We start from the raw sequence: 25575 nt of genomic DNA, 5'->3' as shown, positions 1-25575 counted from the left end.
CACTTTCCTTATCCCTGGGGAGCTTCCAACAGCTCCATAAACAGCTTCACCAATTCAGCTTCCGGCTCTGCTCCGCCCGTCTGTCTTGCATAGTAGCGGCGGAACAGTTCATCCATCGGCATGCTCCGCATCGATACGGCTGAAGCGGCAGCCGCTTCCATTTCTGGATAAATTGGACGGATATTGACTATACCTTCACGAGCTTTACGCAGCGTTTGAATTTGCTCCATCGACATCGCTTCTGTCATATGGATTTCCAAATCGATCCAGGCCCTCTCGTCTTTGCCTTCTTCAAGCCATGCATGCACTTGGGTTAAACCGTTCTCAGCCCTCCAACGCGTTAACGGACGTCCGCTTGTTAAGAACAGCTCTTCAAGCTTCGGTTCTCCACCTGGCTGCACATCCAGAACCGTTACTGATTTAGCTTGGCCTGCTTCTGAGAAGCTGTAGGCAAGAGGCGAGCCGCTGTAGCGCATCAAGGATGGGGCTTTAATCGTTTGCGGTCGATGCAAATGGCCCAGAGCTACATATTGAGCTCCTACGGCCAGAGCAGCCGTGTCTACAGTATAGGCTCCGCCTACCTGTATCGGTCTCTCTGATTCACTCTCCGCTCCGCCAAGCACATAAATATGACTCATCAACAGGTTAACCGTATCAGGACGATAATGCTTGGCCTGCTGTTCCGCTATGTATCTGACTCTATCCGAGTATGCTGCACGAAGCATATTTTCCTCTACGTTGTCAGAGAGCAATTCCTTAAGCCTCGACTCCGAAGGATATGGCAGGGAGAACAAGCAGGCCTGTTCTCCCGTCCGTTTAATATCTATAAGCTCATATCGATCTACCGGCAGTCCCGCCAATCGAACGCCCAGCTTCTGTGCCAACGGAGCTGCCGCAGCCAATCGATCCGGGTGATCGTGGTTGCCGGCAATGACCGCGACAGGTCTCTTCCCATTGTCCGCCAATCGAGCCAATGCGTCATAGAACAGCTGCTCCGCCGCAGCCGGAGGATTGACTGAATCGTACACGTCGCCTGCTATCAGCACCAGATCAATGCTCTGATCTTCAACAAGTCGATGCAGCTCTTCTACGAACGCCTCCTGCTCCTCTATTCGGTTCCTGCCCTCCAGCTGACGACCAAAATGCCAATCTGCGGTATGCAATATTCGCATCGAACATCCTTCCTTTCCGGCTCATGCCAAGCTGCAGCAGATGATTTTCCCATTCTGCTATTAATCAATTAACGATACGAAGCCCTAAAGCTCCAAAATATGAGCCCCATCAAATAAAAAGATATATTTACCCGTTACGGGACGTCTCCAAATTTTCGCAACTGCCTGAGCGTAAAGATCCAGCTGAAGCTGGTACCGTTCTCGGACCGCTTGCAATGCTTTCTCGCCCTGACCCTTCAAATGGTCTGTCTTATAATCAAGAAGCACCAAACCGTCCTGCTCCTCGAACACACAGTCAATGACCCCTTGCAACAGAATGGTTTCTTCCGAGGAAGCTTCGTCCGTACTGCTGTAAACTTCCCGAGCTGGCAGGCCGTAACTAAACGGCACTTCTCTGTGAACTGCTTTGGAACGCAGCAGACGCTGTCCGAGATCACTGTTGAAGAAGGTTACAATGACATCTGCGTCTACAACCTCTTTTTGAGTATCGGTTAACAGCTCTTTGCTCACCATTTCAGCCAGGGTTTCCTTGACATCTTGGGCACTTGGTGAAAAATGAATCGGCATGTGCTGCATCACCGAGTGAAACACCGTTCCACGCTCTGCTGCATTCAGCTTTGCCTGCTCCATAAAACGAGGACGACGCACAATAGCAGGCCTGTAGTCCTTCTTCCTTCCGTGATCGTAAAATAAATCCGCTTCCCCGGCAGGCGCCTCCTCTGACACTAGCTCCAGCAGCTTGTGATGCTCAGATAATCGTTTTAATTCCGTCACTGATGTTTTTGACAGCAGCGAAGATGCCTTTTCAAAGTCATACGACCAGGAAAGCCGTTCTTGTATTTGCGACTCGAACAGATTCTCTGTCCCCGCTTCACCAGTTACAGGCTCCAACCTGAAAACAGCTTGTTTCCGTTCCTCAGACACTTCATAGACAACAGCAGCTTCCTCCATTGCCGCGAATACTTCAGGCCGAACCCAATGAACGAGCCATTTGGAAGGTTCTTCTACCATAAAGTAAGGCATACGGTAAGAGATCCCCGCATGTTCTCTCAGTTCCTTTCCGTCCGGATGCCGCATTAATGAGGGGCCAATCCAGTCCAGATAGCATTTGGCACGGGCAACCGTATCGTCAGGCAATAAGGGCTCTTCCTGTTCCAAAGCCCTTCCCCAGCTCTGAAGCAGCTTATCCGTCCCTTTTACCGTAGCTAACAAGAACAGCTTTTCTCTGGCCCTTGTCAACGCCACGTACAGTACACGCATTTCCTCTGCGAGCATTTCCATACGCATCTTTCTTCGGATAGCAAGCCAAGGTAAAGTCGGATAACTGATTCTGGCAACACTATCCATCCATTTCGGCCCGAATCCAAGATCCTTATGCACCATAAAAGCGTTCGTCAAATCCCGTTGATTAAATCGCTTAGCCATACCGGCGACAAACACAACAGGAAACTCCAAGCCTTTACTTTTATGTATAGACATGATGCGAACGACATCTTCCTGCTCTCCTAAAGCACGTGCGGTACCCAGATCGCCCCCGCTATCTCGCATACGTTCAATAAACCGCAGAAAGCGAAACAATCCTCTAAATGAGGTAGCCTCATACTGGCGGGCTCTATCATATAACGCACGCAAATTCGCCTGACGTTGCTGCCCTCCTGGCATGCCCCCTACAAAATCATAGAAACCTGTCTCTCTATAAATAGCCCAGATCAAATCAGATAGCGAGCCTTGTTTGGCCGCTTCTCTCCAGGCACGAAGCCTCTTCAAAAAACGCTGCACCCTATCCCTTGCATCCGTTTCGTAATTAGCAGCAGAGTCCGTTAGTCCGACTGCCGTCTCCACTACATCTGAGTGAGCAGCAGCAACTTCCTGCCATCCAGCAATCTCCGGTCTATCCTCTGTATTCTGTTGTTCTGGCAGGCTAAAGTCCTCAGCTTCCTCAGACTCATATTCAGTCTCTTTATCAGTATCCTTAGAGTAAGCACGGACCGCATCGTAAAATGATGCGTATTTTCCGGTAATCCGAATTTGGGCCAACTGCTCCGTAGAAAGCTGTACGATAGGCGAACGCAGCACCGACGCAAGCGGAATATCCTGATACGGATTGTCAATCAGCTTGAGCAGCGACAACAGGATCTCGACCTCGGTAGCCGAGAAGTATCCCGAATTCAGCTCGGCATATGCCGGAATTCCTTGCTGCCGGAGCTCCTCAATAAGTACAGGAGACCACTGCTGGGTTGCCCTTAGCAAAATCACCATATCCCGATATGTAATATCCCGTTTGCCGCCCGTTGACTTATCGTAAACTTGAAAAGCTTGTTCGCCGTTCGAGCCGAGCAGCTTATGGATTTGAGCAGCAATGGCTCGTGCCTCCAGTTGAACAGTCTCCAGCTCTCTGCCTTCAAGCGCCCGATCAGCAGCTTCGCTGTTTCCTCCACCCTCTTCAGAGCTTGCCTCCTCCTGCTGTGCTGGCTCAGCAGCTTCAACATCATTATCGCTTTCTATGTCCGACCGATCGATCAATATCAACTCCGCAGCCTCAGAGCCATTGGTCGCCGTATTCCATTCCGGATAATAGGAAGCCCCATACTTGAGCTCAGCCTTTTCATTGTAGGCAATTTCACCGACCGTCTCTCCCATCAGCTGCTTGAATATATAATTGACACCGTGAACGACAGACAACCGGCTTCGGAAATTTTGAGCAAGGTCAATTCGCTGTCCTGGTTCCGTGCCATTGTTTTGATAGCTCTTATATTTTTCCAAGAATAGTCCCGGCTCCGCCAGACGGAACCGGTAGATGCTTTGCTTCACGTCACCTACCATGAAGCGGTTGCCCGGTGCTGTCCGTGAGATTAAGGCTACAATCGATTCTTGTACCCGGTTCGTATCCTGATATTCGTCGAGCAGCACTTCAACGTAGTGCTCCTGGTAGCTAAGTGCCGCCTGTGACGGTATCAGCTGTTCACTCTCCCCGTCGTCCTCCGACAAAATTTGAAGACAATAATGCTCCAAATCGCCGAAATCAACCAGTCCTTTCGCCTTTTTGGCCTTTTGGTACCGTCGCCCAAATTCCATAACAAGCTCAATTAACGTATTCATTAAAGGAGCCATGATCCGCAGTTCTTCATCATACTGCTCCGGCGTGCGGCCAAACAGCTCGTCTCCTATTCCCGAAAGCTGATCCTTTGCCCGGTTTCTAAGATCTTTTACTTTCTCCTGAAGCTCTTTATCATACTGATCTCCCTTGCAGGGTTTTAGCTTTCCGAAAGCAGTACCTTGGAAAGAGTCGTATAAATGCTCCCACGAATAGGCAGCGACCTCCTGTAAGTAAGTGACGGCTTCTAGATCTTCCTTCAAGTTGTGTAAATAGGGCTCAGGTCCACCCGGCTGCCCGGCCACATGGACAGCTTCTTTTAATACTGAAGCGACACCTTCAAGCTCCAGCCGTACCGAAGCAAGCAGACTCGGAAGCCAAGGATTCGGGGTCCCTTCTGTTCTTTCGAACATTCCGGCCATATCCTTAAGCCATTGCGCAGGCTTGGGATGACTGCGTGATTCATCGTATAAACGCTGTACCAGTCGATATAACGTATCATCGCTCTTATCACCGCTGAACCACTCCGCCAGCCTCCAAAAATCTCCGTCCTCGGAAGCAGCCTCATATTGTTCCTCAAACAGCTCTTCGATTAGATCCTGTCTCATTAATTCGCTTTCCGTTTCGTTAGCGATGCGAAACCCGGGATCAAGCTTGATTTTTTGATAATGAGTCTGGATAACCTCAAGACAGAACGAATGAAGCGTCGTGATGGACGCTCTCCCGATCAGAGCCAGCTGTTTGCGCACATGGTCCGATTCTGGATGGCGTTCCAGCGTCTTTTCAAGCGCTTCGCTGATTCTATGCCTCATTTCAGCAGCAGCCGCATTTGTGAACGTAGCTACGAGCAGCCTATCCACGTCTACAGGATCCTGCTCGTCGGAGATCCGACGAATAATACGCTCTACCAAGACGGCCGTTTTACCGGACCCGGCTGCAGCAGCTACGAGCATATCATGGCCATGGATCGCTATCGCGTCCCACTGATCATCCGTCCATGTAGCTCCTTCCGGTTTAGGTATCCTGTTGATCATTCGCCTTACCTCCTGTAGAAATGTTCGATTCGTCGATCTGAAGCAGATCTGCGTCAGACGCACTGTCGTCGACGAGCTCTAGGGAAGAAGCATTCTGCTTTTTACTGGCTCTTGCTGGTCGGAAAGGAACTACTTGAGAAGATGGGGAGTCCGGTGCTTCCATCCGTTCCTTCATCATATCCAAGGCACGGTCTTTTCCCATTGGTGATAGCAGCCTATGTCCATTAGCCTCAAACTGCGTATCGAACTGGCAAACCGGTTTATAGGAGCAGAATGTACAGGCTACCTCAGCTCCCATCCGGTATGGCTGAATTCCGACGTCTCCTCCGGTCATGGAAGTTCCAATTTCCTTGATCGTTTTGCGTACATAATTCCGCATAACCGTCCACTGCGCATCGTCAGCTACCGAAGAAGATTTATAGAAGCTGCCGTCGTTTTTGAGCGCTACCGGAATCAGCTGGGAATGTCCGCTTGAATTAGCCAGAGCACCGTCCATCAATCGGGCCGTCTCCGCTTCAGCACGAATAAGCCCTCTCATTTTGAACTTTTTACGTATTTCTTCCTCCGCTTTCTCTGCCGAAATCCGGTTTTGCGTCTGAAGAAGCGGATTATGTACGTGAAAATATAGCACTCCGGCAGGTTTGGCTTCCGTACCAAGCCATGCTTTGGCATGTGTCATAATGACGTCCAAATAGGTTAACATTTGAAGCGATAGGCCGTAATAAACCTCCGATAAATGGAGTGCCGTCGCACTTGATTTATAGTCGATAACGCGCAGAAGCGTACCTTGTTCCGTATCCGCCCGATCCACCCGGTCGATCCGGCCCCTTACATCCATCCTTATTCCGTTATCCAGCATATAAGAAAGTGGTGGAATCGGCTGATCCGAGCCGAAGCCGATCTCGAGGCCTATCGGTTCGAACTGCCCAAACTTCGCATGCTGACCAAGCATCATAGCGGAGCGACCGATGATTTGCTTCAGCTTGCGGGCTATATAATGATTTCGTTGGGAGCTGAACAATATTTCGCTCTGCAGCCGGGGTGCCAACAAATCGACGACGCTATCGGCTTTCACCATGCACTCATCCGTCGTAAGATTCCCCCAGTCACCCCCATCTTGGGCAACCTGCTCAGCAAATAAGCTTAGTGCCGCATGGAACAGCTGGCCTATATCCGGCGCCTGAAGTCTGTAAATTCGTCTCTCCTGCAGCCGTAGACCATGTGAAGCAAACTGCGAGAACGGACAAGCAACAAACCGTTCCATTCTGGAAACACTGGTAAGCACATGCTCGCCATAAAGCAATCGGCTTGTTACCGGACTGAGCGGTTTCGCTTCGTTTGTGTATTGAAGGGACCTTAAGGTATTCGCTAAACGGGCGCCCCATCCAGGCTGACGGACAAACCAATTGTAGACCGACCACCAGAGCTCCGATATCGGCTCCCCTTTCATCCATTGCTTCAATTGGACAACAAGATAGGACAGAGCATTACCCGGACTCACAACATAACCGAGCTGTTCAGTTAAGCCCATACCCATCGTCGGCTCACTCATCAAAAGTCGTTCCTTTACTCCGGGAAACATTCGCTTCATATGTCGAATAATTTCCGAAGGAAGCAGCATCTTACCTTCCTCGTCGGCAAGCGGATAGCTGAGCCATAAGCATTGTGATGGTGTGCAAAAGGCGCAATAAATGAGGAACTGCTCATCCAGCAGCTTTCTCCGGCTTCCTTCCGCCATCGGAAGTCCTAACCCAGTCAGTTTCTCCCTCTCCGGTTCACTCAGAACACTGTCTTCCTTCATTTTGGATGGAATGACGCCCTCGTTCACCCCCAGCACAAAGACATGCTTTACATTACCAGTCCGGGTCCTGTCCATGCTGCCGATCAGAACCTGATCGAGCGAAGGTGGCACTAGCCCAAGCTTAATGCTTTCCATCCCCGTTTCAAGGAGACCGGCAAAATTATCCGTAGATACTTCCTCATCCCCAAGCAGCTCGACCAATTGATCGAACATATCGATAATCCGATCCCATACTTGAGAGTGCTCGCGGGCTTTTTCCGGCTTACCGTCGCGAATCGCTTTCTGGCTCCAGCTTTCCAGCCTTTGCGGAACCTGAAGCTCTGCCAGCAGCTCATATAACGCCTTAACTTGTTCTTGCACTGTCCGACTGCGCTTCATTCGCTCTTGAAAAGCATACAGCGGCTCAACGACCCGGCTGCGGCACGCATTCATCTTATGTAAAAAGGCGGTCTCCGTTTCGCTCGCAGCCCCCTCCGGCTGCTCAAGACTGGCACGCATCGAATAGGTCCAAGGCCTGCCGTCAAACCATCGAGCCCCTTGAATCCCAAAGGCGAGCACATAATTTTCCAACTGATCCATCGCGTGACGGTCCAGCTTGATCTCCCTCTCCTCATTGTCAACAGGGAGAAAAAAGTCTGTTTTCACACAGCGAAAAACTGCATCGTACTTCCAATAATGAAGTATCACTTCTAAAGCTGAGCGGATCAGCTCCACTAAGGGGTGATGCATAACTGTCCTTTTTTGATCGAAGAAGTAAGGGATGCCGAAATCGGTGAATGTGGATGACAATAAGTCACCGTATACCTCGGCGTTCCTAACAGTTACCGTTATATCCCGAAAGCGAACCTGCTCCTCTCGGACAAGCTGCAAAATATGACGGGCCGCCCCCTCAACCTCTGCTCTTCGATTTACTGCTGCGGTAAGACGAACCCCTTCCATTTCCCCCATCTGCTGCCCTGAGAAAGGCTTCTTAACGCGCTGCTCAAAAGCTCTCTCCATATAAGCCAGCATAGGGTTTGCATGAAAACGAAATGGGGGATTATCGTTAAGCTGAACCGTTTCCTTGACCGGAATCTGAAGGTTCTCCATTCTCTCCAGCATTTGAAGCATAGTTCTGGCTGTCGGATGAAATAAGTCAAGCTCATGAGGCTTCTCGCCTAACCGGTATTCCCGGTCCAAGCATAGCGTCATCGTCACATCGCTGCAAACTTTAGCCAAGCTTTCGATGACCGCAAGTTCCTGTGGGGTGAATCCGTGAAAGCCGTCAATATAGCACTCCGCATCGCGGACATAATCGGATTGAGATAGCTGTGACGCGAGCAGTGTCAAATAATCCTCACCGTCTAAATATGTGCGAGACAGCTCATGCTCGAATTCCCCATAGATCAGCTGAAGATCGTTCAGCTTCTCTTTTATCGACAACGACTGCGATTGCATGGGAGAGCTTTCTACAAACTGAGATAACCCTTCGGCCGTAACGCAGTATCGTTTAAATTCCTTGAATAGGTCGTTTATTTTCTCAATGAAGCCCATTTGATCCGCTGTTGCGGAGAACAGCTTCAAACGTTCTTTTTGTCTATGTATAATTTTATGCAGAAGCAGCTTCTTGCCCGTCTCATCTATAGGTAAACGTGCCGTTCCTCCCGCTTCCTGCATGACGCGCCATGCCAGCCTGCGAAAGCTCAGCACTTGGGCGCGAAGCGTGCCTCCTAGCTCTGGTGTAGATACCAGTGCGTATTCTGCCTGAAACGTAGCTTGCTCAGGAACAAGCAGGATTATCGGTCTTCCGCTAGGCGACTCTATCAGCTTATCTTTTATATTACGCAAACAATATTCGCTTTTTCCGGTGCCGGATCTACCGAGCACAAAACGGATCGCCATATCGCTTCCTCCTCAACTATGAACAAAGACCTAACTGCTAAACGGCCCTTATGTAAAATAACTCCCTAACTCTATTATTCTACCAAAAAATACGGATTAAAGGGAAAGGGATGTTTTGGATTAGTATAACATACTAGTTCATATTAGAACATTTGTTCCGTTATTATCTCGCCAATGAACCTAGGCATAATGAACTATAAGTTCGACCTTGAGCATAATTAAAAATTCTGCAACCGCAAAAAACCGGACGCTTAGCAGCGTTCCGGCTTCAATATATGATGGTTCCGATTAACTTTACCGCAAATAGCTGTTTAAAGGTTCGATTCCTGCTTCCCGAATGCATTCAACGACTAGCTTGGCAATTTCCACACCGCCGTATTGGCAAAAATGAGTATTGTCCTGAGCACCTTCAGGCAAATTGGACAATATTCCAGGCTCTGCCCACATGAAAATAGTTTTTGTTGCTTCTTCACCTAGATCATCGAACAAACGTTTGCTTTTGGCTGCTAAATCCAAAAACGGTACTCCTTCTTGTTCAGCGAGCTGCTGCATCGCTTCTATGTACTCTCCGTGAGTGTTTTTAATGCGGTGCTGCTCATCAAAGAAACGTCTATGCATCGGAGCTACCAATACGGGATATGCCCCCCGCTGACGGGCACCGTCAATGTATTCCTTCAAATATTGCTGGTAGGTTGTGAAAGGCTCGGTTCCTCCGTCATTGTCTTTCTCATCGTTGTGCGCAAACTGGATGAACAAATAATCGGTAGCCTTCATTTTATTCCAAATGTTGTTCAACCGATTTTCCGTAATAAAGCTCTTGGAGCTTCTTCCTGAGCGAGCATGATTCGATACTGCTATATCTGGACCCAGAAATTTGCCTATCATCTGCCCCCAACCTGCGTACGGATATTGACCGGAGGGCTGGTCAGTAACGGTAGAGTCACCAGCTAAAAATAACGTAGGTAAAAGAAGTGCGCGTTCGATTTCGATGGCTCTTACACTTGGCGCTTCGCCGGAAAATGCAAGCTTCAGTTGACCATCCTCTACGAGTACTGCAAAGGTATGCCGGATCGATTGCCCCGCTTCCACCTGAATGCGGTCCAGCATTAGTCTCCCAAGGCCTGCTTTAACGGTCGTCACCGACGACGATTCTTGATTACCCAAAATAATAGACACTTTGTAGGCTCCATACGGCAGGTCTACTAACAATGTAGGCACTGGCTTGTCGAAGTAGTCGCCTGGCCAAGAGTCCCGCAGATCTTCATTTTTTGATGGATTAGCCGCTCTCGCGTAACCGTAGCCTTTTACAGCATCGTAAGCTGTTGAATCATCGAGTAGAGTCGAATCGGTACTTGTCTCTTCTTCAGTAAGAGCAAATCGATAATATACGTTCATCCCTATATCCTCCTGTAATGATCTCCAAGATGTGTGTGTTTCCCTAGTACTGCACGTAGTCTAACCAGTCCAATATAGACGAGCACCATGATCTCGTCTTCAATAATAACAATAGTAAGCTGTATCGGCGTCTACATCAATCCGAATTATTTATCATCCATATTGATATTTGAAACAAAGAGGTTCGGTATGAAGGATAGCTGCACTTATTAAAAAAAAACTCTTTACAGCTAAAGCTTTGCAGCTTCAAACCATAAAGAGTTCCTTTTGCAATAGGTTATTCCGTCATCCAAACCGTTTTGTCAGCCTTCGACTTTCTTTTGCCTGGCAGCTGCTGCATATCAGGATAGCCCACATAGATCAAACCGACTACGGCTTCTGATTCATTCAAGCCAAACGCTTGCTTCATTCTCGGATGGTAGGCGGGCTCTCCAGAACGCCATATGGCTCCTAGACCAAGAGCGTGAGCAGTCAAAAGCATATTCTGCACGGCGGAATGCGCAGCGGCAAATTCTTCCATGCGATTCACGTTCGGAGAACTCGAAGGCGAAACAGCTACCGCGATGACTACTGGCGCACGGAATGCTTTATCCCCCGCCTTGCGTCGCATCATCTGCAATTCCTCTTCGCCTGCATCTGTAGCAGTTTCCGTTGCGATATCGGCATAAGCGTCCGCAAGAGCTTGTCTGCCGCCGCCCGTCATGACGAAGAAACGCCATGGCTCCGTCGCATGGTGGCTGGGTGCCCAATTTGCCGCTTCCAGCAAGGTCTCGATTAGCTGCTTATCCACAGGCTCCTGCTTAACCCTGCCAACGCTTCTCCGGTCTCTAATAGCTTCCCATAAGGGCATTTTTATATCGATTAATGAAGTCATCGTAAATTACCACCTTTACTTTGCCAATGCTTTGTTATATCAAACCTTGAGAATAATTATCATTACCACCATTATATGTTCGGCAAAGTATAATTTCAAGCCTTATTGATTGCAATAACGGCCCACTCTTACAAATACAGTCATAAGCCGCAGTGTCTACTTACGGCTTATGACTGTACAGGTAATTAACTGACTCCAATGATGTATCTTAACGGATCGCTGGCGCTAACGATGAGAATTTGGTTCGAGGCTTCAATCTTTGCGACAAATTGTCCGTTTGACGTTAATACATGGATAATATCCGTTCCTGGTCTGAATCCGGTTGTAATCCAGCCTCTGGCGATCTCATGGCGCAGAGTTTCATCAGTTACGCTGCCTGTTGCAACAATAACGCTTCTGTACTTCGTTATGTCGTCGTTTAACGTAACGGTTCCGGAAGTCGTATTCAACACCTCGGTTAATAACCGCTCCCCTTGAGCTGTGGAAAAGAGGGTATCGACCGCATCATTATAGAGAGTGCCTGATACGCCTGGGCTTAAAGTATTCAAGTTTATGTTCACACCCGTATTTCCTGCGGGAACGAACACTGCATACTTGTAATTGTTCGTGAATCCTTGATTAGTAAGTGTGTTCTCGCTTACCTCTACACCAGAGCAGCCTTCGATTCGGAGGCCATAGTACAAAGCGTTCTGATCCTGTGTCACTCCCCGAAATACATTCCCTTTGATAACAGCATCCTTCGTGTTAGTGACATACACTCCTTCCCGCTGAATCGCAGAGCAATAATTTCCGGTGACTACGACTCCAGAACCCCCTATGATTCGAAATGCGGAATTTTTAACGTTGGATATAACATTGTCTGCCACTTGAATTAGGACGGAAGGCTCGTCGAATCCACCCGCTACCGTTTTCCTCGTTATCGCGATGCCGTGCAGGCCAGTTTGCCGAATAACATTGTCAGAGATCACCAAATTGCTGCAGGAATAAACGGAAATCGCATTGCCTCCTGATTGCTCTATCGTATTCCCTGACACGATAGCATTCCTATAGCTTTCCGGTTTAATAGCAATATCCTTCAAACCCTTGAAATGATTGTTAACGATTCGAATATTTTCATGGAAAACCTGCTGACCCGCCGAATCATACTTAGAGCCATGTGTCCCTACTCCCCTGTGTCCATTCTCAAATGTGCAGCCCTCAATCAGCACATCACGGCAAGGGGTATTGTCATAAGCACCAAACAATGGAAACGATAACGAATCAGCAAAATCAATCTGAACCATTTCATACTGATCGGTTCCTTTTACAAGCTGATTTTTAAATGAACAATTTCTCAAGGTGACATTTCGGCTCGAATTAAACTCAATAATATGTCCGTTATACCCGTTAACAAACTGAACACGTTCCATGTATATCCGGTCTGCATGAGCTAGTGCAAGGGCTTGGAAGTTCTTAGCAGAGCTTGAAGGAGGATTCGTATCACCGCATAAATCCATCGTACCACCTATCAAGGTCAGGTTCCCATCCCCTTCGTAGCTAAAAGCATAATCGGCATCTCCCGAAACGCCATTTATGAATAGCTTTAAATGGACATCGGGATTGCCCATTCTTTTCAATACCGCTCCATCATCCATCAGGATCATCGTGTTTCGGTACAATCTCAATACTCTGGTCAGCTTGTATGTACCCGGCGGAACAACAATCGTCCCTCGCCCGTGCTCATTTACTTTCGTCAGGCATTGCTCGAAAATGGAAGTGTCATCTACAACTCCATCTCCTACAGCGCCATAAAGCTTCACATTGAAGATGCAATCGTCCAACAACGGCTCCGGATCGGTACCGTACACATTGTCCGTAACACTGCTTGTCGCTATTGGCTTGCCTTGTACAATAGCTGATCCTACCGAGCCTATTGCCATTGCAGCTCCAACAACCCCTAATGACTGCAGGAGCTTTCTTCTGCTTACCTTGGTTCCCTGTGAGTTGCTGTTCATCTTATCTTTTTCCAGCTTCTTCATTGGATCTTCACCGACCTAACCCATATTATTTGAGCTTCGTCTTAATATCCATATTGATTTTCTCTTGAGCATCCCGCAGCGCGGAATTTGCATCCTTGCCCTTCTGGAACATGTTGCGGAGCTCTTCTTGAATAATCGTCATCGCCTGTGTATCAAACAATGATGGCTGGTAAGGCTTGGCTACAGAAGTCTTGAACACAGAAGCAATATGTTTATTTTTTAAATAAGGCAGCTCCTGTCCGAATGCTGCTTTGTATTTCTCGTCCTTCAAAATGCTCATTTTTCCTTGCTTCGCCATATCCATTTGAACCTCATCGGATGTTACGGTTGCAATGACATTGAACACATCATCCTGGTGCTTGCTAGTCTTCGTAGGCACCATAATGTGAAGATCCGGTCCCATCCCTTTTCCTGCAGCTTCCGGGAATACCGGGTACGAGGCTACATCCCAGTTCAAATCCGTTAAATCGCCCAATTTGGCCGATGTAATGATATTGACGTCTGCCAGCATGGCCAAAGAACGGTCCTTCGTAAACAAATTAATCCCTGCTGTTTTCCATGCATGCTTACCGTTGCCTTCGATCGAATAAATGCTTGCCGCCTGTTGAAGCACCATTTTCCACTGATCGTTATTGATTATCGCTTGGTTCGTTTTCACATCAACGAAAGGCAGCGAGAGCTGGGAAGCCATCCGCTCGGGTACGTTAGGCTCCAACCCCCTGAACTGAACGCCTCCGTCCATCCTGGTCACTTTTTTAGCCAATTCTGCAGCCTCTTGCCACGTCATGCCATCCTTTGGATAAGGAACAGCGAATTTATCGAAAATGTCTTTATTGTAATAGAGAGCGCTGAAGTTCTGCGTATACGGCACCGCGATGAGATCGTCCTTCTGCGCTGCGGCTTTGATTGAATCTAATGCTGCCGTCTCAAACCTTGACAAATCGATTGCGTGTTTCTTGAGCCCATCCGTTAAAGACACTAGCAGACCGGCTTCATTAATGGCAGGAATTCCATTCACATTGTTGGTAATGATCACATCCGGCACTTCATTCGCTACAACCTGCCCTGGAAGCAGCTTATCGTCATACGCAACTTTTTCCGTTGTGATCCATGAATACTTCTTCTGTACAGGATCCGTAAAATAACGTTTGAACTCCTCGTCAGTCAAATATCCACTAGCTTTGACACCAATTTTGATCGTAACCGGATCATGCTTCTCCTCCTTTTTGTTAGCCGTTTCTTTGACAGACTCCTGCTGTGAACAAGCTGACAGAATCAGCATACCTGAGACAAGCATCCCCCCTGTGACACCCACTGCACGCCATGATAACGATTTTGACTTAATTTTCGTCTTTTTCATGATTTCTTAGTTCCTTTCTTTATGATTTTCGTAATCGATTACATTTTTGAATTGACTGTGCTTCAATCACTTAACGAATAGGAAGCTAATCAATCTTTCGTAATCGATTACATTTTCGCATGAGAAAATCATGCTAGTGCTAAACATATCATGCCAATGTAAAAAGAACTGCGGTAATCTTTTAAGAATTCGTAAAAATGAAGCTTGATTTAAAGCTTACGCCGGAAAAACGTTTCCATGTTGATCATTCCGTAAAGACTTATGCTTTGGAAACACAGTACGAGACCTTCCATTTGCTCACTCACACGTTTATTTATCAATTGAACCTCGGATTCTGCCTGATCAGCTAACTCATTATTGGCGAAATAACCAAGGGATACATGCGGACGATAAGGCAGCGTTGCAGGTTGTATTCCGAATCGTTCAATGAATTCATCGTTGAGCCTCACTCTGGCTTGCTCTAACTCAGCAATCCTCTCTGCAGACTCTTTATTGGCCGGTTGCAGTAAGGCAACCAACGAGCTGTTACCCCATTTATGTACTTTAGCGAAAGTAAATTCGATCATTTGGGTATGTATCGACAGGGGTTTTCCGTCTTTTTTCGTCACGAACGGGCTGTTCAGCAACGTATGAGGCAGCCCCTCCAGAAACTTAAGCCCATTTTCCTTCTCACTTCCGTCGATTCGATGCACATTATAATCATTCACTCCATCCCAGACCGTAACATGGTAGGAAGGCAGAGGTAGCGGGCAAAATCCGCATTGTTCTATTAAAAAAGAATTTTCTTTCGCCTCATCATACAGAATCCGGTAAAAGGTAGAGGCTTGGTCCTCATAACGATTATTCATGACCTCCGTATTTTCGCATAATTCAAATAAACGAAGACTGTCCCCAGGATTATCAAATAAAAATGAAAAGCCGTTAAACGGAGCCCAACTTGGTTTGAGATCTTTTACTTTACGGTTTGTAATGGTCAACATGGTCGATTTCTCCTTCTCATCTTCTATTTCTATTCTGACTTTAGCAAAATACCGTCACATCCTAAACATACTCACCTCCTTATTGTAATCGGTTACATTTCTTTCAAAAAAGAACATAGAGCCTATGAGAACAACTCTTATGTCTCTCTAACAACCATTCGATGAGGCAAAATTACCAACTGAGGTGCTCCAGCTTCATTTAATAATTGGGAAACCAGCTGTTGAACCGCACGATAGCCCAAATCGTACAGAGGCTGAACAATGGTCGAAATCGTCGGATTCGTAATTTCCGCAACGAACGTTCCATCAAAGCTGATTAGCCCCACCGTTTCATTAAGATGAATGGTCTCCTCCTTGATGCCTCGTAAAATATAGGAGGCTTGGAGGTCGGAATGCGCAATGATGGCGTCGATTTCATATCCATTGGAATGTATTTGGTTCACCACTTCAACTACATCTTGATATACATTCTTCGCAGGTCGGATCAAGTCCGGATTATAAGCAATTCCCGCTTCCTTCAATGCCTCCTTGTAGCCTTCCAGCCGGGCTGTTACCGAGCTCGACTCTTTGCTTCCGGCAATGTAAACAATCCGCTTGTGCCCGCGCTGAAGCAATTCTCTAACTGCCTCATACGAGGCTTGCCTATTGTCGATAGCAACACATGTTGCGTCAATCCCCGGACAGCTTTCCGTGCAGAGCACAAACGGATAATTGGGCTGCAGCTGCTCCAGAAGAGCCTTGTTAGCGCTGGATGATACAAAAATGATCCCTTCGGCCAAGTTCGTCTTCAACAAATTGATATATGTATCCAGAACCCATTGCTTCGATTCAATGGTCCCTATGATAATATGATAGCTGCTATCGTACGCGGCGGCGTGCGCCCCTCTCGCAATCTCTGAGAAATAAGGGTTTGACATGGAAGGGAGCACCATAACAATCGTTTTGCTTGCTTGCTTACGCAAATTTTTGGCGAGCATATTCGGTTTGTAGTTCATCTCTTCGATGACACGAAGCACCTTAGTCTTCGTCTCGGCTTTCACAACCGGATCATTGTTCAATACACGCGACACGGTAGCTACCGATACGTTGGCTTGCTTGGCAACCTCTTTAATGGAACTCATAGCTTTAATCTTCCTTTGTGCGTTACATTTAAATAATGATGTAATCGATTACATTCATCATAACACATCATTCATTTTTTTTCCAGCAAAAAACAGCGGCAGTCCAGGACTTTTTTTATTCCTGATTCGCCGCTGTTTCTTTTATTATTTACTTCGCACTTCAAAAATCGCAAATTTAAGGTAGTGGCCTTCATCGACACCCAAAATACGCGGATGATCCTTGCCAGCGCCACGGAATTCGATTAACCTCAATATTTTTTTGGCGTCGATCGCCGCAGCATGGATAGTCTCCAAGAATAGCTCCGGTTTCATGTGGTATGAACAACTAGCAGTAACGAGATAACCGCCTTCATTAACCAACTTCATTCCGTGGAGGTTGATGTCCTTGTAGCCTCTGCATGCGCCTTCTACCGCGCTTCTCGTCTTGGCAAAAGCAGGAGGATCGAGAATCACTACATCCCATGTTTTACTTTTAGCTTGGAGCGGCTGCGAGGTGTCCACCTTCTTCTTGTCCGCTTGCCCTCGTTCTACTCTCTGATCCAATCCCTTGACCTGCTCACGCAAATATTCGAAGGCATCGGCTACAACAAATTCGACTCGATCCTCAAAGCCGTTCAGCTTTACATTCGTTCTCGCGCTCTCGATAGCGTGCTCCGATATATCAAGGCAGGTTACTTTCTTGGCGCCATACTTACAAGCATTCAATGTAAAGCTCCCCGTATGTGAAAAGCACTCCAGCACCGTTGCGCCATCCCATAACGGAAAGGTTACCTGCTTGCCGTTGGCATTAAAAGGAGCTTTAATCCCTTGTCCTTTGCCGTCTTCCCCAACGATCTCCTTCAACTCGATTCCGCTTCGTTTACCCCAACCCAGCATCAGTGGAGCAATCGCAGCACGGTTTTCGCGCTGATCGAAGAAATAACCGGTTTTCTGGCCTTGCATAATATCAATATCGAGCAGCAATCCGTTCTCCGTTATGCGAACATGCTGCGGGCATTCCCCGTACAGCAGCCCTGTACGCTGCTCTAAGCCTTCCAATTCACGTACAGACACATCACTGCGCTCATAGATCCCGGAAGGGCGTACGACCTCTATTAATGCTGAGACAATAGAATCACGAACACGGTCCATGCCTAGAGTCAATATTTGAACAACCAATATATCCTCAAAACGATCCACGATTAATCCAGGCAAAAAATCTGCTTCCCCATATACAAGCCTATACGATCTCGCATCCTGCAAAAACCGCTCCCTCTGCTCCAAGCAGCGTTGAAACCGTTCCACGAAAAAGTCATGCGTCATTTGAGCCAGCGGCTCGTAGGAAACCACTCTCACGACAATCTGTGAAGCTGGATTCCAGTAGCCTGTAGCCGCATACTGGCCAATATGGTTATGTACGTCCACGAGCTGTCCAGGTTCAGCCTCGCCATCGAGCCTTTCCACCTCTGTTTTGAATATCCACGGATGACCCGCTTCCACCCGTTTCTTTCTTTTCTTGTTTAAAATTATGGATGCCAATGTAGCCGTTCCTCCCAAAAAAGCGTTGCTTAGCAAGCAATAGCTTACAGCTTAAACACTATGTAGAATTAATAAGATGAAGAGTCCGAAAGTCCGTTCATGATAGCAACACCCGAGCTCGTGCCTAGTCTTGTTGCACCAGCTTCGATCATGTTGAGCGCCGTCTGAAGATCGCGAACGCCGCCTGATGCTTTAACTCCGATGGATGGCGAGACTTTCGATCGCATCAGCCGAATATCCTCAACGGTTGCACCGCCAGGACCAAAGCCAGTCGAGGTTTTTACATAATGAGCGCCGGCTTCCTCGGATAAACGGCACGCAGCCGTCTTTTGCTCAACGTTCAAGAAGCCCGTCTCGAATATCACTTTCACGATAGCCTGCCCTTCAACGGCTTTGACAACTGCGCGAATATCATCTCGTACCGCGTCTTCCTTGCCTTCCATCAACTGTCCGATCTGCAGCACCATATCGATCTCATTCGCACCCGCCTCAGCCGCTTTTGCGGCTTCATATGCTTTAACCGCACTGTCGTTAGCTCCCAACGGAAAGCCGCATACAACGCTTATACGAACCTGACTTCCAGAAAGAGTATTTTTGCAGTATGGTACCCACACTCCATTGACACAGACACTGTAGAAACCGTAATTTAAGGCTTCAACACACAATTTTTGCACCGACGTCTCGTTGGCATCCGCTTTCAACAATGTATGGTCGATATATGAAGGCAGCTTTCGTGCATCCAACACGATTCCTGATTGTCCATCAGCCAATTACTTCACCTCATATCCTAATGAATGCAATGCTTTCTTCAATACGCTGTCGTTATTACCGTATCCGGAATGTGTCTGCTGATGCCACGCCTCTAAGGGATCGAGCCATTCGACACCACGAATTTCTTCCACCTGAGCATGCAGCGTACCGCCTGTTGCCTCAACCAGGAAATAGTGAACCTCCTTATCGACAAGACCGACACCTGACATTGTAAACTGATATTTGATCGTTTCAATGGGCTCCACAATCGCTCCGACAATACCCGTTTCTTCCAAAATTTCCCTAAGAGCCGTTTGCTCAACGGTTTCCCCAGGCTCCATTTTCCCTTTGGGAAGCGTGATCTTGCCATAGCGATCCTGAATCATCTGGACATGCGTTTCATTTCCTTCTTTACGAAAAACAACCCCTCCAGCAGATATTTCTTTCATGCAGCCCACCCTTTCCGTTTAGTTGAGAAAGAACAAGGATTTCACCCTTTAACCAGAATGAAATCCTTGCCCATTACTGCTCTACACGATCAATGCTCGCGGCATCTCAGGAAGGCGCAGCAGTTGTCCGCGGGATTCATTAACGCCCGCTTCCGTTACTTTCACCTTGCATACGCTGCCGATCCAATCTTCGCTTCCTTCAAACACCAATTGAATATAATTATCGGAGTAGCCCATGATGAGCCCGCTGTTCGCCTCACCTTTATGAGCGCGTTCCGGTATGACTTCAAGAACCTGTCCAATAAATTGTTTGGCATACGCCAGCTGCATCCGCTCAGACAAATCAATCAACTCGTGAACACGAGCATTTTTGATTTCTTCATCAATCTGATCCTCCATACGTGCCGCCGGAGTTCCTGTACGTTTGGAGTACGGGAACACATGCATTTCGGAGAACTGCATTTGCTCCATAAAGCGGTAGCCTTCACGGAACATTTCTTCTGTTTCTCCAGGGAAACCAACGATGACGTCGGTTGTAATGGCAACCCCAGGCATAATTTTATGGATTCTCTCAATCTTATTACCGAACTCAGCCGTCGTATACTTACGGCGCATTCTTGCTAGCACGGCGTCATGACCGGCTTGAAGCGGGATATGAAGGTGACGGCACATTTTATCCGACCCTTGCAAAGCCTCCAGCACTTCATCGGTAATTTGGCTTGCTTCGATAGAGCTGATACGAATACGCTTGAGCCCGTCTACTTTATCCAGATCCCACAGCAGCTTAGCTAAGCTATAGTTCTCCATATCTTCTCCATACCCGCCTGTATGAATACCTGTCAGAACAATTTCCTGATAGCCTGCATCAACGAGCATATGTGCCTGCTTCAATACGCTTTCCGGTTCCCGGCTTCTCATCAGACCCCGAGACCAAGGAATAATACAGAATGTACAGAAGTTGTTACAGCCTTCCTGAATCTTGAGGAACGCACGCGTACGATCTGCAAAATCAGGAACATCCAGCTCTTCGAACTGGCGGGTTTTCATAATATTGCGAACCGCATTGATCGGTTTGCGCTCTTGATCTAGCTGTTGTACATAAGGAATGATCTTGTCCCGATCCTGTGTACCAATGACGAGATCCACGCCGGGAATCGCCATAATCTCAGCAGGAGAGGTCTGAGCATAGCAGCCTGTGACCGCAATAATCGCTTCTGGGTTACGGCGAACCGCGCGTCGAATCATCTGCCTGCTCTTTTTATCGCCCGTATTGGTTACGGTACAAGTGTTGATAACATATACATCCGCTGTTGACTCAAAATCGACCTGTTCATAGCCTTCATGCTTGAACAGCTGCCAAATCGCTTCCGTATCGTAAAAATTAACTTTACAGCCTAACGTATGAAACGCAACTGTAGGCATCTTCGTTATCCTCCCATCTCACCGGTTTCGTACAAAATACATGTAAGACCAACCATTGCTGCCGTTTCCGTTCGCAATATACGTCTTCCCAAGCTGACAGAACGGCAACCTGCCGTTTCCGCCGCATCCACTTCCTGTTCCGTAAAACCGCCCTCAGGGCCAATGATAAGCATGAGCTTCAATCTTTGACCCAAATGTTCGGCTGCTTCACTATCGGATGAATCTATACGAAACGCTTTGCTTTTGGACAAAGCTTCTTGAATCTGTTTTCTTAGTGTTAAACCGGACTGCTTCTCATAGCATATCCATGCCGCATCCATTTGCGGTATCAGCTGCAGAAGCTGCTTCCAAGAATGAGGCGTTTCCACAGCGGGTACCCGGTTGCGGTGAGCCTGCTCAGCGGCTTCTTTGGCAATCTTTTGCCAGCGTTCAATTCGCTTGCCTTCTTTCTTGGCATCCAACTGGACTACAGTCCGCTCCGAAACAAACGGAACAAACCGATCTGCGCCGATTTCGGTTCCCTTTTGAATGACGAGCTCCATCTTATCACCCTTGGGCAAGCTCTGCGCAATCCAAACCTCAGCCGCCGGTTCATGGGTCATCGGCAGCCATTCAATTATATCGGCTTCTACCCGATCCTTACCCGGCTCTCTAAGCCGCACCAAGGCCTCACGGCTGTTTCCGTCACTGACAATGACTTGATCGCCCGCTTTTGCACGCATAACTCGGCTCAAATGGTGGGCATCATCGCCGATGATCGCAACGAACGATTCCGAAAAAAGCTCAGGAGCTATAAAATAACGCTGCATGGTCTTCTCTACTTCCTCTTTCTCATTTCAACTGCATGTGCATCAAATTTCATCTTACAACTTTTTTTATTAAAAAGCCACCGTTTACAGCAATACCCAAAGGGGAGGTGGCGCCCTTCTCGCTCCAGATCCCCTGTCGGATTATTTACCGAATATCATAAAAACAACCCTATTCATAGCGTCCAGTATGTCCCACTGCAGAGCAAATACAGGACCAATCGTCACTCTCCGAATCGGTGGAATAAAGAACATTAGCAGGATGGCGTAAAACAGCCACTGTTCATATGCTTTTATTTTCATCATGATGGACGTTGGCAGCAAATCCTCGACAATCCGGTAGCCGTCCAACGGAGGCAGCGGGAGCAAATTTAAAATAAAGAGAAAAATATTTTGCAATATCATTAAGTTAAAAAAGAGTTTAACTGCCACGCTAACTCCATTGGACACATTGTCCAGCGCATGAAACTTCATCAGCAAATAAAAAACGATAAGACTGATAAATGCAAGAACAAGGTTGCTAAGAGGTCCTGCGATCGAAACGATAATTCCCATCAGACGGGGGCTTTTGAACCGTGAACGATTAACGAGTACGGGCTTCGCCCAGCCTATTCCAATAATCAGAAAAAAGATCATCCCGAGCCAATCCAGATGAACTCTCGGGTTAAGCGTAAGCCGTCCCATGGAACGGGGAGTAGGGTCCCCGAACCGGTCAGCAAAAAATGCGTGAGCAAATTCATGTATCGTGAAGCCGATCAGCAGCACGATGAATACAAAGGGAAGCTGCTCCAGCGGAAACGGTAAAAATGAACTCAAATCCAATGCCTCCCAACTACAGCTTTCGAGCGATGATTACGACCCAATCTTGATCCTCATGGACTTCAGTGACTGTAAATCCTACTTCAGCCAGTCCCTTTTCCACGTCTTCCTGTTTGCTTTGGATGACTCCCGATACAACATAAGTACCACCAGGTGCCAGCACATCATAAACGTCCTTCACAAACAAAAGAATAATTTCCGCCAATATATTGGCTACAACAACCTGCACCGGAACTTTGACGCCCAATGATGCCTCCGAGCCGGCCGCTTCACTCTCTCTAAGAACACCCAGCAAGTCAGACAATTTTATCGTAATGTTAGACTCTAGCCCGTTCAATCTGGTGTTTTCTGTAGCGCTTGAAACAGCTACCGGATCCAAATCCACAGCCAGCACATGCTTAGCTCCTAGCTTGGATGCGGCTATTGCAAGTACGCCAGAGCCTGTGCCTACGTCGATTACATCTTCTCCGCCTTGAATGACCTTCTCCAGCGTTCTAAGACACAAGGAAGTGGTAGCATGAGTACCTGTGCCGAAAGCCATTCCTGGATCCAGCTCAATAATCAGTTCCTCAGGCCCTGGATTGTAATCCTCCCAAGTTGGCTTGATCGTCAAGCGTTCCGATATGCGAAGTGGCTTAAAATATTGCTTCCAAGCATTAGCCCAATCTTCATCGTCCACTTCTTTCAGCTCGTAAGTCGGGTTTCCTGTGTCAATATCGAACTCTGTTAATTGTTCAACGGAGCGTTTCAAAGATTCCATAATGGCGTCCATTTCCGTATTATCGGAAAAATAACCTTTGATTATAGCACGGCCTTCCGGAATATCATTAAGCGGCTTCTCGTACCATTGACCAAGCGAAGTGTCTCTCTCTTTGTTCAAGGTTCCTGATTCCTCTATGGATACCCCGCCTGCTCCAAGCTCATGGATAAAATTCGAAATCATCTCAATTGCTTCTTCTGTCGTATGTACGGTAACTTCATGCCAACGCATGTCTATATCCTCCCTAAACGTTCAACTAAGGCAATGCACATGATTCCCAGTATACAATAATTCCGGCCAACAAAAAAGCTTCCCGATTCAGGAAGCTTTTTGACCTGCCTTATATTTTCCCTCCAGCCTCCGTAATGACCCGAACCGCTTGCTCATAATAAGGCTCATTGACGACGACGGTAAGTAGGGTATCCATCCGGTCCATTCCGTTAAAATCCCCTTGAAACACTTCCTCCATAGGTGCACTCATGCCGCTTGCATCGACACTTGCCGCTGAGAGAATCCGTTCATCGATTCCCTGACCTTCTGTACCATAGGTTAAAAAGGAAAGTCCGGGAAAAGTCCCCGTTGCCGGGTTCATGGATTCGCTGACACCTGCTGCACCATTATGATGAATGGAGTCTACCGAAACATCGACCACTCGCAATGCCTTCAGCTTAGGTACGATCCGTTCGGCTTGATCGGGAGATTGGAAAAAGGCCATGATGCTTTTTTCAGCCACAACTAGTTCGCCTCCTACAGCTTCGTCTAGAATTGCTGTCTTGAATCTGCTTGCTCGGCACGTTCCAAAGCCTCCAGATCCTCTTCATCCGCAAATTCAGCATTATATTCAACATCTTCATTCTTCGCTACGGGCAGCTTCTGATTTTGTTGATTCGATTGTTGTTTCTTAGGCATGAGTAACAACACTCCTTCTGAGTAAGTTAAAAAACCTCCTCCTATTGTCCGCAAAACCGATGTTAATATGCACAACAAAATACCCCCACAAAGTGGAGCCTTCAGCTTCGAAGTGAATTCAAGTTGCGGGGAACCCCTAAATTTAAATTATGTAAAAAAACACACTTGCTGGTTTCCCCGCAAGTGTGCTTCTTCTTAGTCCCCTAAAAACGCCTTTTTCATGCGCTCAAAGATAGATTGCTGCTGTTCATGCGTATTTTCTCCGCTGAGGCGTGAAAACTCTCGCAGCAATTCTTTTTGCTCGTCATTCATATTCGTCGGCGTGACGACAACGACCTTCACGTGCTGATCCCCTTGACCGTATCCTCTTAAACGAGGTACGCCTTTGCCTTTCAAGCGGAAGTACGTATCGGTTTGTGTCCCCGCCGGAATTTTCAGCTTAACCTTTTCCGTTAGCGTAGGAATTTCAATCTCGTCACCAAGCGCCGCTTGCGCAAAGGTTAGAGGGATTTCGCAATAAATATCGTCGCCTTCGCGCTCGAAGAAATCATGCGACTTCACGCGAATAACAACGTACAAATCACCAGCTGGACCTCCGCGTGTACCCGATTCACCTTCACCGGAAACACGAAGCTGTGCTCCGTCATCTACGCCCGCAGGGATATTCAGATGAATAGTGCGCTGCTTTTTCACTTTTCCGGATCCATGACAAGTGCCGCATTTTTCCTTGATCGTTACGCCCTGGCCACCGCAGGCCGAACATACCCGGCGATTAACGATCCGGCCAAAAGCTGTGTTCTGAACGACTTCCTGCTGACCGCTACCTTTACACACGGTACAAGTTTCGGGCTTCGTTCCCGGTTTCGCGCCATTGCCATGACATGTTTCGCAGGTTTCAGTGCGCGGAATATGAATATCCGTTTCTTTACCGAATACCGCTTCTTTAAATTCGATAGTCAGCGTGTACTGCAAATCGTTGCCTCGCTGCGGAGCATTCGGGTTACGACGTTGGCCCCCGCCGCCAAAAAACATATCGAACAAATCGCCAAAGCCACCAAAATCGGCACCGCCGGCGCCACCCATGCCTTGATTCGGATCGACATGACCAAATCGGTCATATTGCGCTTTTTTCTGGTCATCGCTCAGAACGTCATAAGCTTCCTTTGCTTCCTTAAACTTTTGTTCCGCGTCTGGAGCTTTGTTAACGTCCGGATGGAATTGCCGGGCCATTTGGCGATAAGCCTTTTTAATTTCATCTTGCGAAGCTTCCTTGCCTACCCCAAGTACCTCGTAAAAATCGCGTTTACTCATTCTTCCACTCCCATTCTTAAAGCCATGAGAAAACGTCTGCCGACGCATCCCAAGATGAACGACCTAAAGTTTTGCTCTAGCAAAAATCGCTTCGTAAGCAA

19 protein-coding genes are annotated in these 25575 nt (G+C 47.5%); all 19 read right to left on the bottom strand.

Annotated features, from left to right (window positions below):
* Positions 1–8: 8 nt before the first annotated feature.
* Positions 9–1172, bottom strand: a complete 1164-nt coding sequence (locus BP97_RS0111430) for an exonuclease SbcCD subunit D (protein WP_028549217.1) — start codon at positions 1170–1172, stop codon at positions 9–11.
* A gap of 84 nt (positions 1173–1256) precedes the next feature.
* A complete protein-coding gene (addA, locus tag BP97_RS0111425) occupies positions 1257–5300 on the bottom strand; it encodes a helicase-exonuclease AddAB subunit AddA (protein ID WP_028549216.1) in 4044 nt (1347 codons plus the stop codon).
* Entirely contained in the window at positions 5281–8982 is a 3702-nt protein-coding gene (gene addB, locus BP97_RS35975; RefSeq protein ID WP_064745687.1) for a helicase-exonuclease AddAB subunit AddB, read from the bottom strand. The genes addA and addB overlap by 20 nt, the downstream gene beginning before the upstream one ends.
* A gap of 294 nt (positions 8983–9276) precedes the next feature.
* Positions 9277–10377: a rhamnogalacturonan acetylesterase gene (locus tag BP97_RS35970; RefSeq protein ID WP_051620515.1), complete on the bottom strand. Its 1101-nt coding sequence runs from the start codon at positions 10375–10377 to the stop codon at positions 9277–9279.
* 277 nt (positions 10378–10654) lie between these two features.
* Positions 10655–11251: a nitroreductase family protein gene (locus BP97_RS0111410; RefSeq protein ID WP_231506280.1), complete on the bottom strand. Its 597-nt coding sequence runs from the start codon at positions 11249–11251 to the stop codon at positions 10655–10657.
* A gap of 185 nt (positions 11252–11436) precedes the next feature.
* On the bottom strand, positions 11437–13269 hold the full coding sequence (locus BP97_RS0111405) for a right-handed parallel beta-helix repeat-containing protein (protein WP_028549214.1): 1833 nt from the start codon (positions 13267–13269) through the stop codon (positions 11437–11439).
* A 25-nt stretch (positions 13270–13294) separates the two neighbouring features.
* Positions 13295–14629 (bottom strand): extracellular solute-binding protein, encoded by a 1335-nt coding sequence (locus BP97_RS0111400; protein WP_028549213.1) that lies wholly within the window; start codon positions 14627–14629, stop codon positions 13295–13297.
* Positions 14630–14838: 209 nt separating this feature from the next.
* Positions 14839–15609, bottom strand: a complete 771-nt coding sequence (locus tag BP97_RS0111395) for a 2'-5' RNA ligase family protein (protein WP_028549212.1) — start codon at positions 15607–15609, stop codon at positions 14839–14841.
* Between the two features lie 137 nt (positions 15610–15746).
* Positions 15747–16730, bottom strand: coding sequence for a LacI family DNA-binding transcriptional regulator (locus BP97_RS0111390; protein WP_028549211.1), 984 nt, complete (start codon positions 16728–16730; stop codon positions 15747–15749).
* Positions 16731–16874: 144 nt separating this feature from the next.
* Entirely contained in the window at positions 16875–18248 is a 1374-nt protein-coding gene (locus tag BP97_RS0111385) for a class I SAM-dependent rRNA methyltransferase (protein ID WP_028549210.1), read from the bottom strand.
* A gap of 68 nt (positions 18249–18316) precedes the next feature.
* Entirely contained in the window at positions 18317–19018 is a 702-nt protein-coding gene (gene deoC, locus BP97_RS0111380; RefSeq protein WP_442952361.1) for a deoxyribose-phosphate aldolase, read from the bottom strand.
* A complete protein-coding gene (locus BP97_RS0111375; protein WP_028549208.1) occupies positions 19019–19447 on the bottom strand; it encodes an NUDIX hydrolase in 429 nt (142 codons plus the stop codon).
* Between the two features lie 81 nt (positions 19448–19528).
* Positions 19529–20869: a tRNA (N(6)-L-threonylcarbamoyladenosine(37)-C(2))-methylthiotransferase MtaB gene (gene mtaB, locus BP97_RS0111370; protein WP_028549207.1), complete on the bottom strand. Its 1341-nt coding sequence runs from the start codon at positions 20867–20869 to the stop codon at positions 19529–19531.
* 5 nt (positions 20870–20874) lie between these two features.
* A complete protein-coding gene (locus BP97_RS0111365; protein ID WP_028549206.1) occupies positions 20875–21678 on the bottom strand; it encodes a 16S rRNA (uracil(1498)-N(3))-methyltransferase in 804 nt (267 codons plus the stop codon).
* A gap of 141 nt (positions 21679–21819) precedes the next feature.
* A complete protein-coding gene (locus BP97_RS0111360) occupies positions 21820–22497 on the bottom strand; it encodes a site-2 protease family protein (protein ID WP_028549205.1) in 678 nt (225 codons plus the stop codon).
* 10 nt (positions 22498–22507) lie between these two features.
* Complete coding sequence (gene prmA, locus BP97_RS0111355) at positions 22508–23485, bottom strand: 50S ribosomal protein L11 methyltransferase (protein ID WP_028549204.1); 978 nt, start codon at positions 23483–23485, stop codon at positions 22508–22510.
* Between the two features lie 109 nt (positions 23486–23594).
* On the bottom strand, positions 23595–23987 hold the full coding sequence (locus tag BP97_RS0111350) for a hypothetical protein (RefSeq protein WP_028549203.1): 393 nt from the start codon (positions 23985–23987) through the stop codon (positions 23595–23597).
* A 26-nt stretch (positions 23988–24013) separates the two neighbouring features.
* Positions 24014–24163, bottom strand: a complete 150-nt coding sequence (locus tag BP97_RS39635) for a YfhD family protein (protein ID WP_081824065.1) — start codon at positions 24161–24163, stop codon at positions 24014–24016.
* Positions 24164–24358: 195 nt separating this feature from the next.
* Entirely contained in the window at positions 24359–25474 is a 1116-nt protein-coding gene (gene dnaJ / locus BP97_RS0111340; RefSeq protein WP_028549202.1) for a molecular chaperone DnaJ, read from the bottom strand.
* Positions 25475–25575 lie beyond the last annotated feature (101 nt).

Origin of the sequence: Paenibacillus sp. UNC451MF (genome assembly GCF_000686845.1) — a bacterium.
Classification (GTDB): Bacteria; Bacillota; Bacilli; order Paenibacillales; family NBRC-103111; genus Paenibacillus_S.
This window is presented reverse-complemented; position numbering and strand designations above follow the sequence as displayed.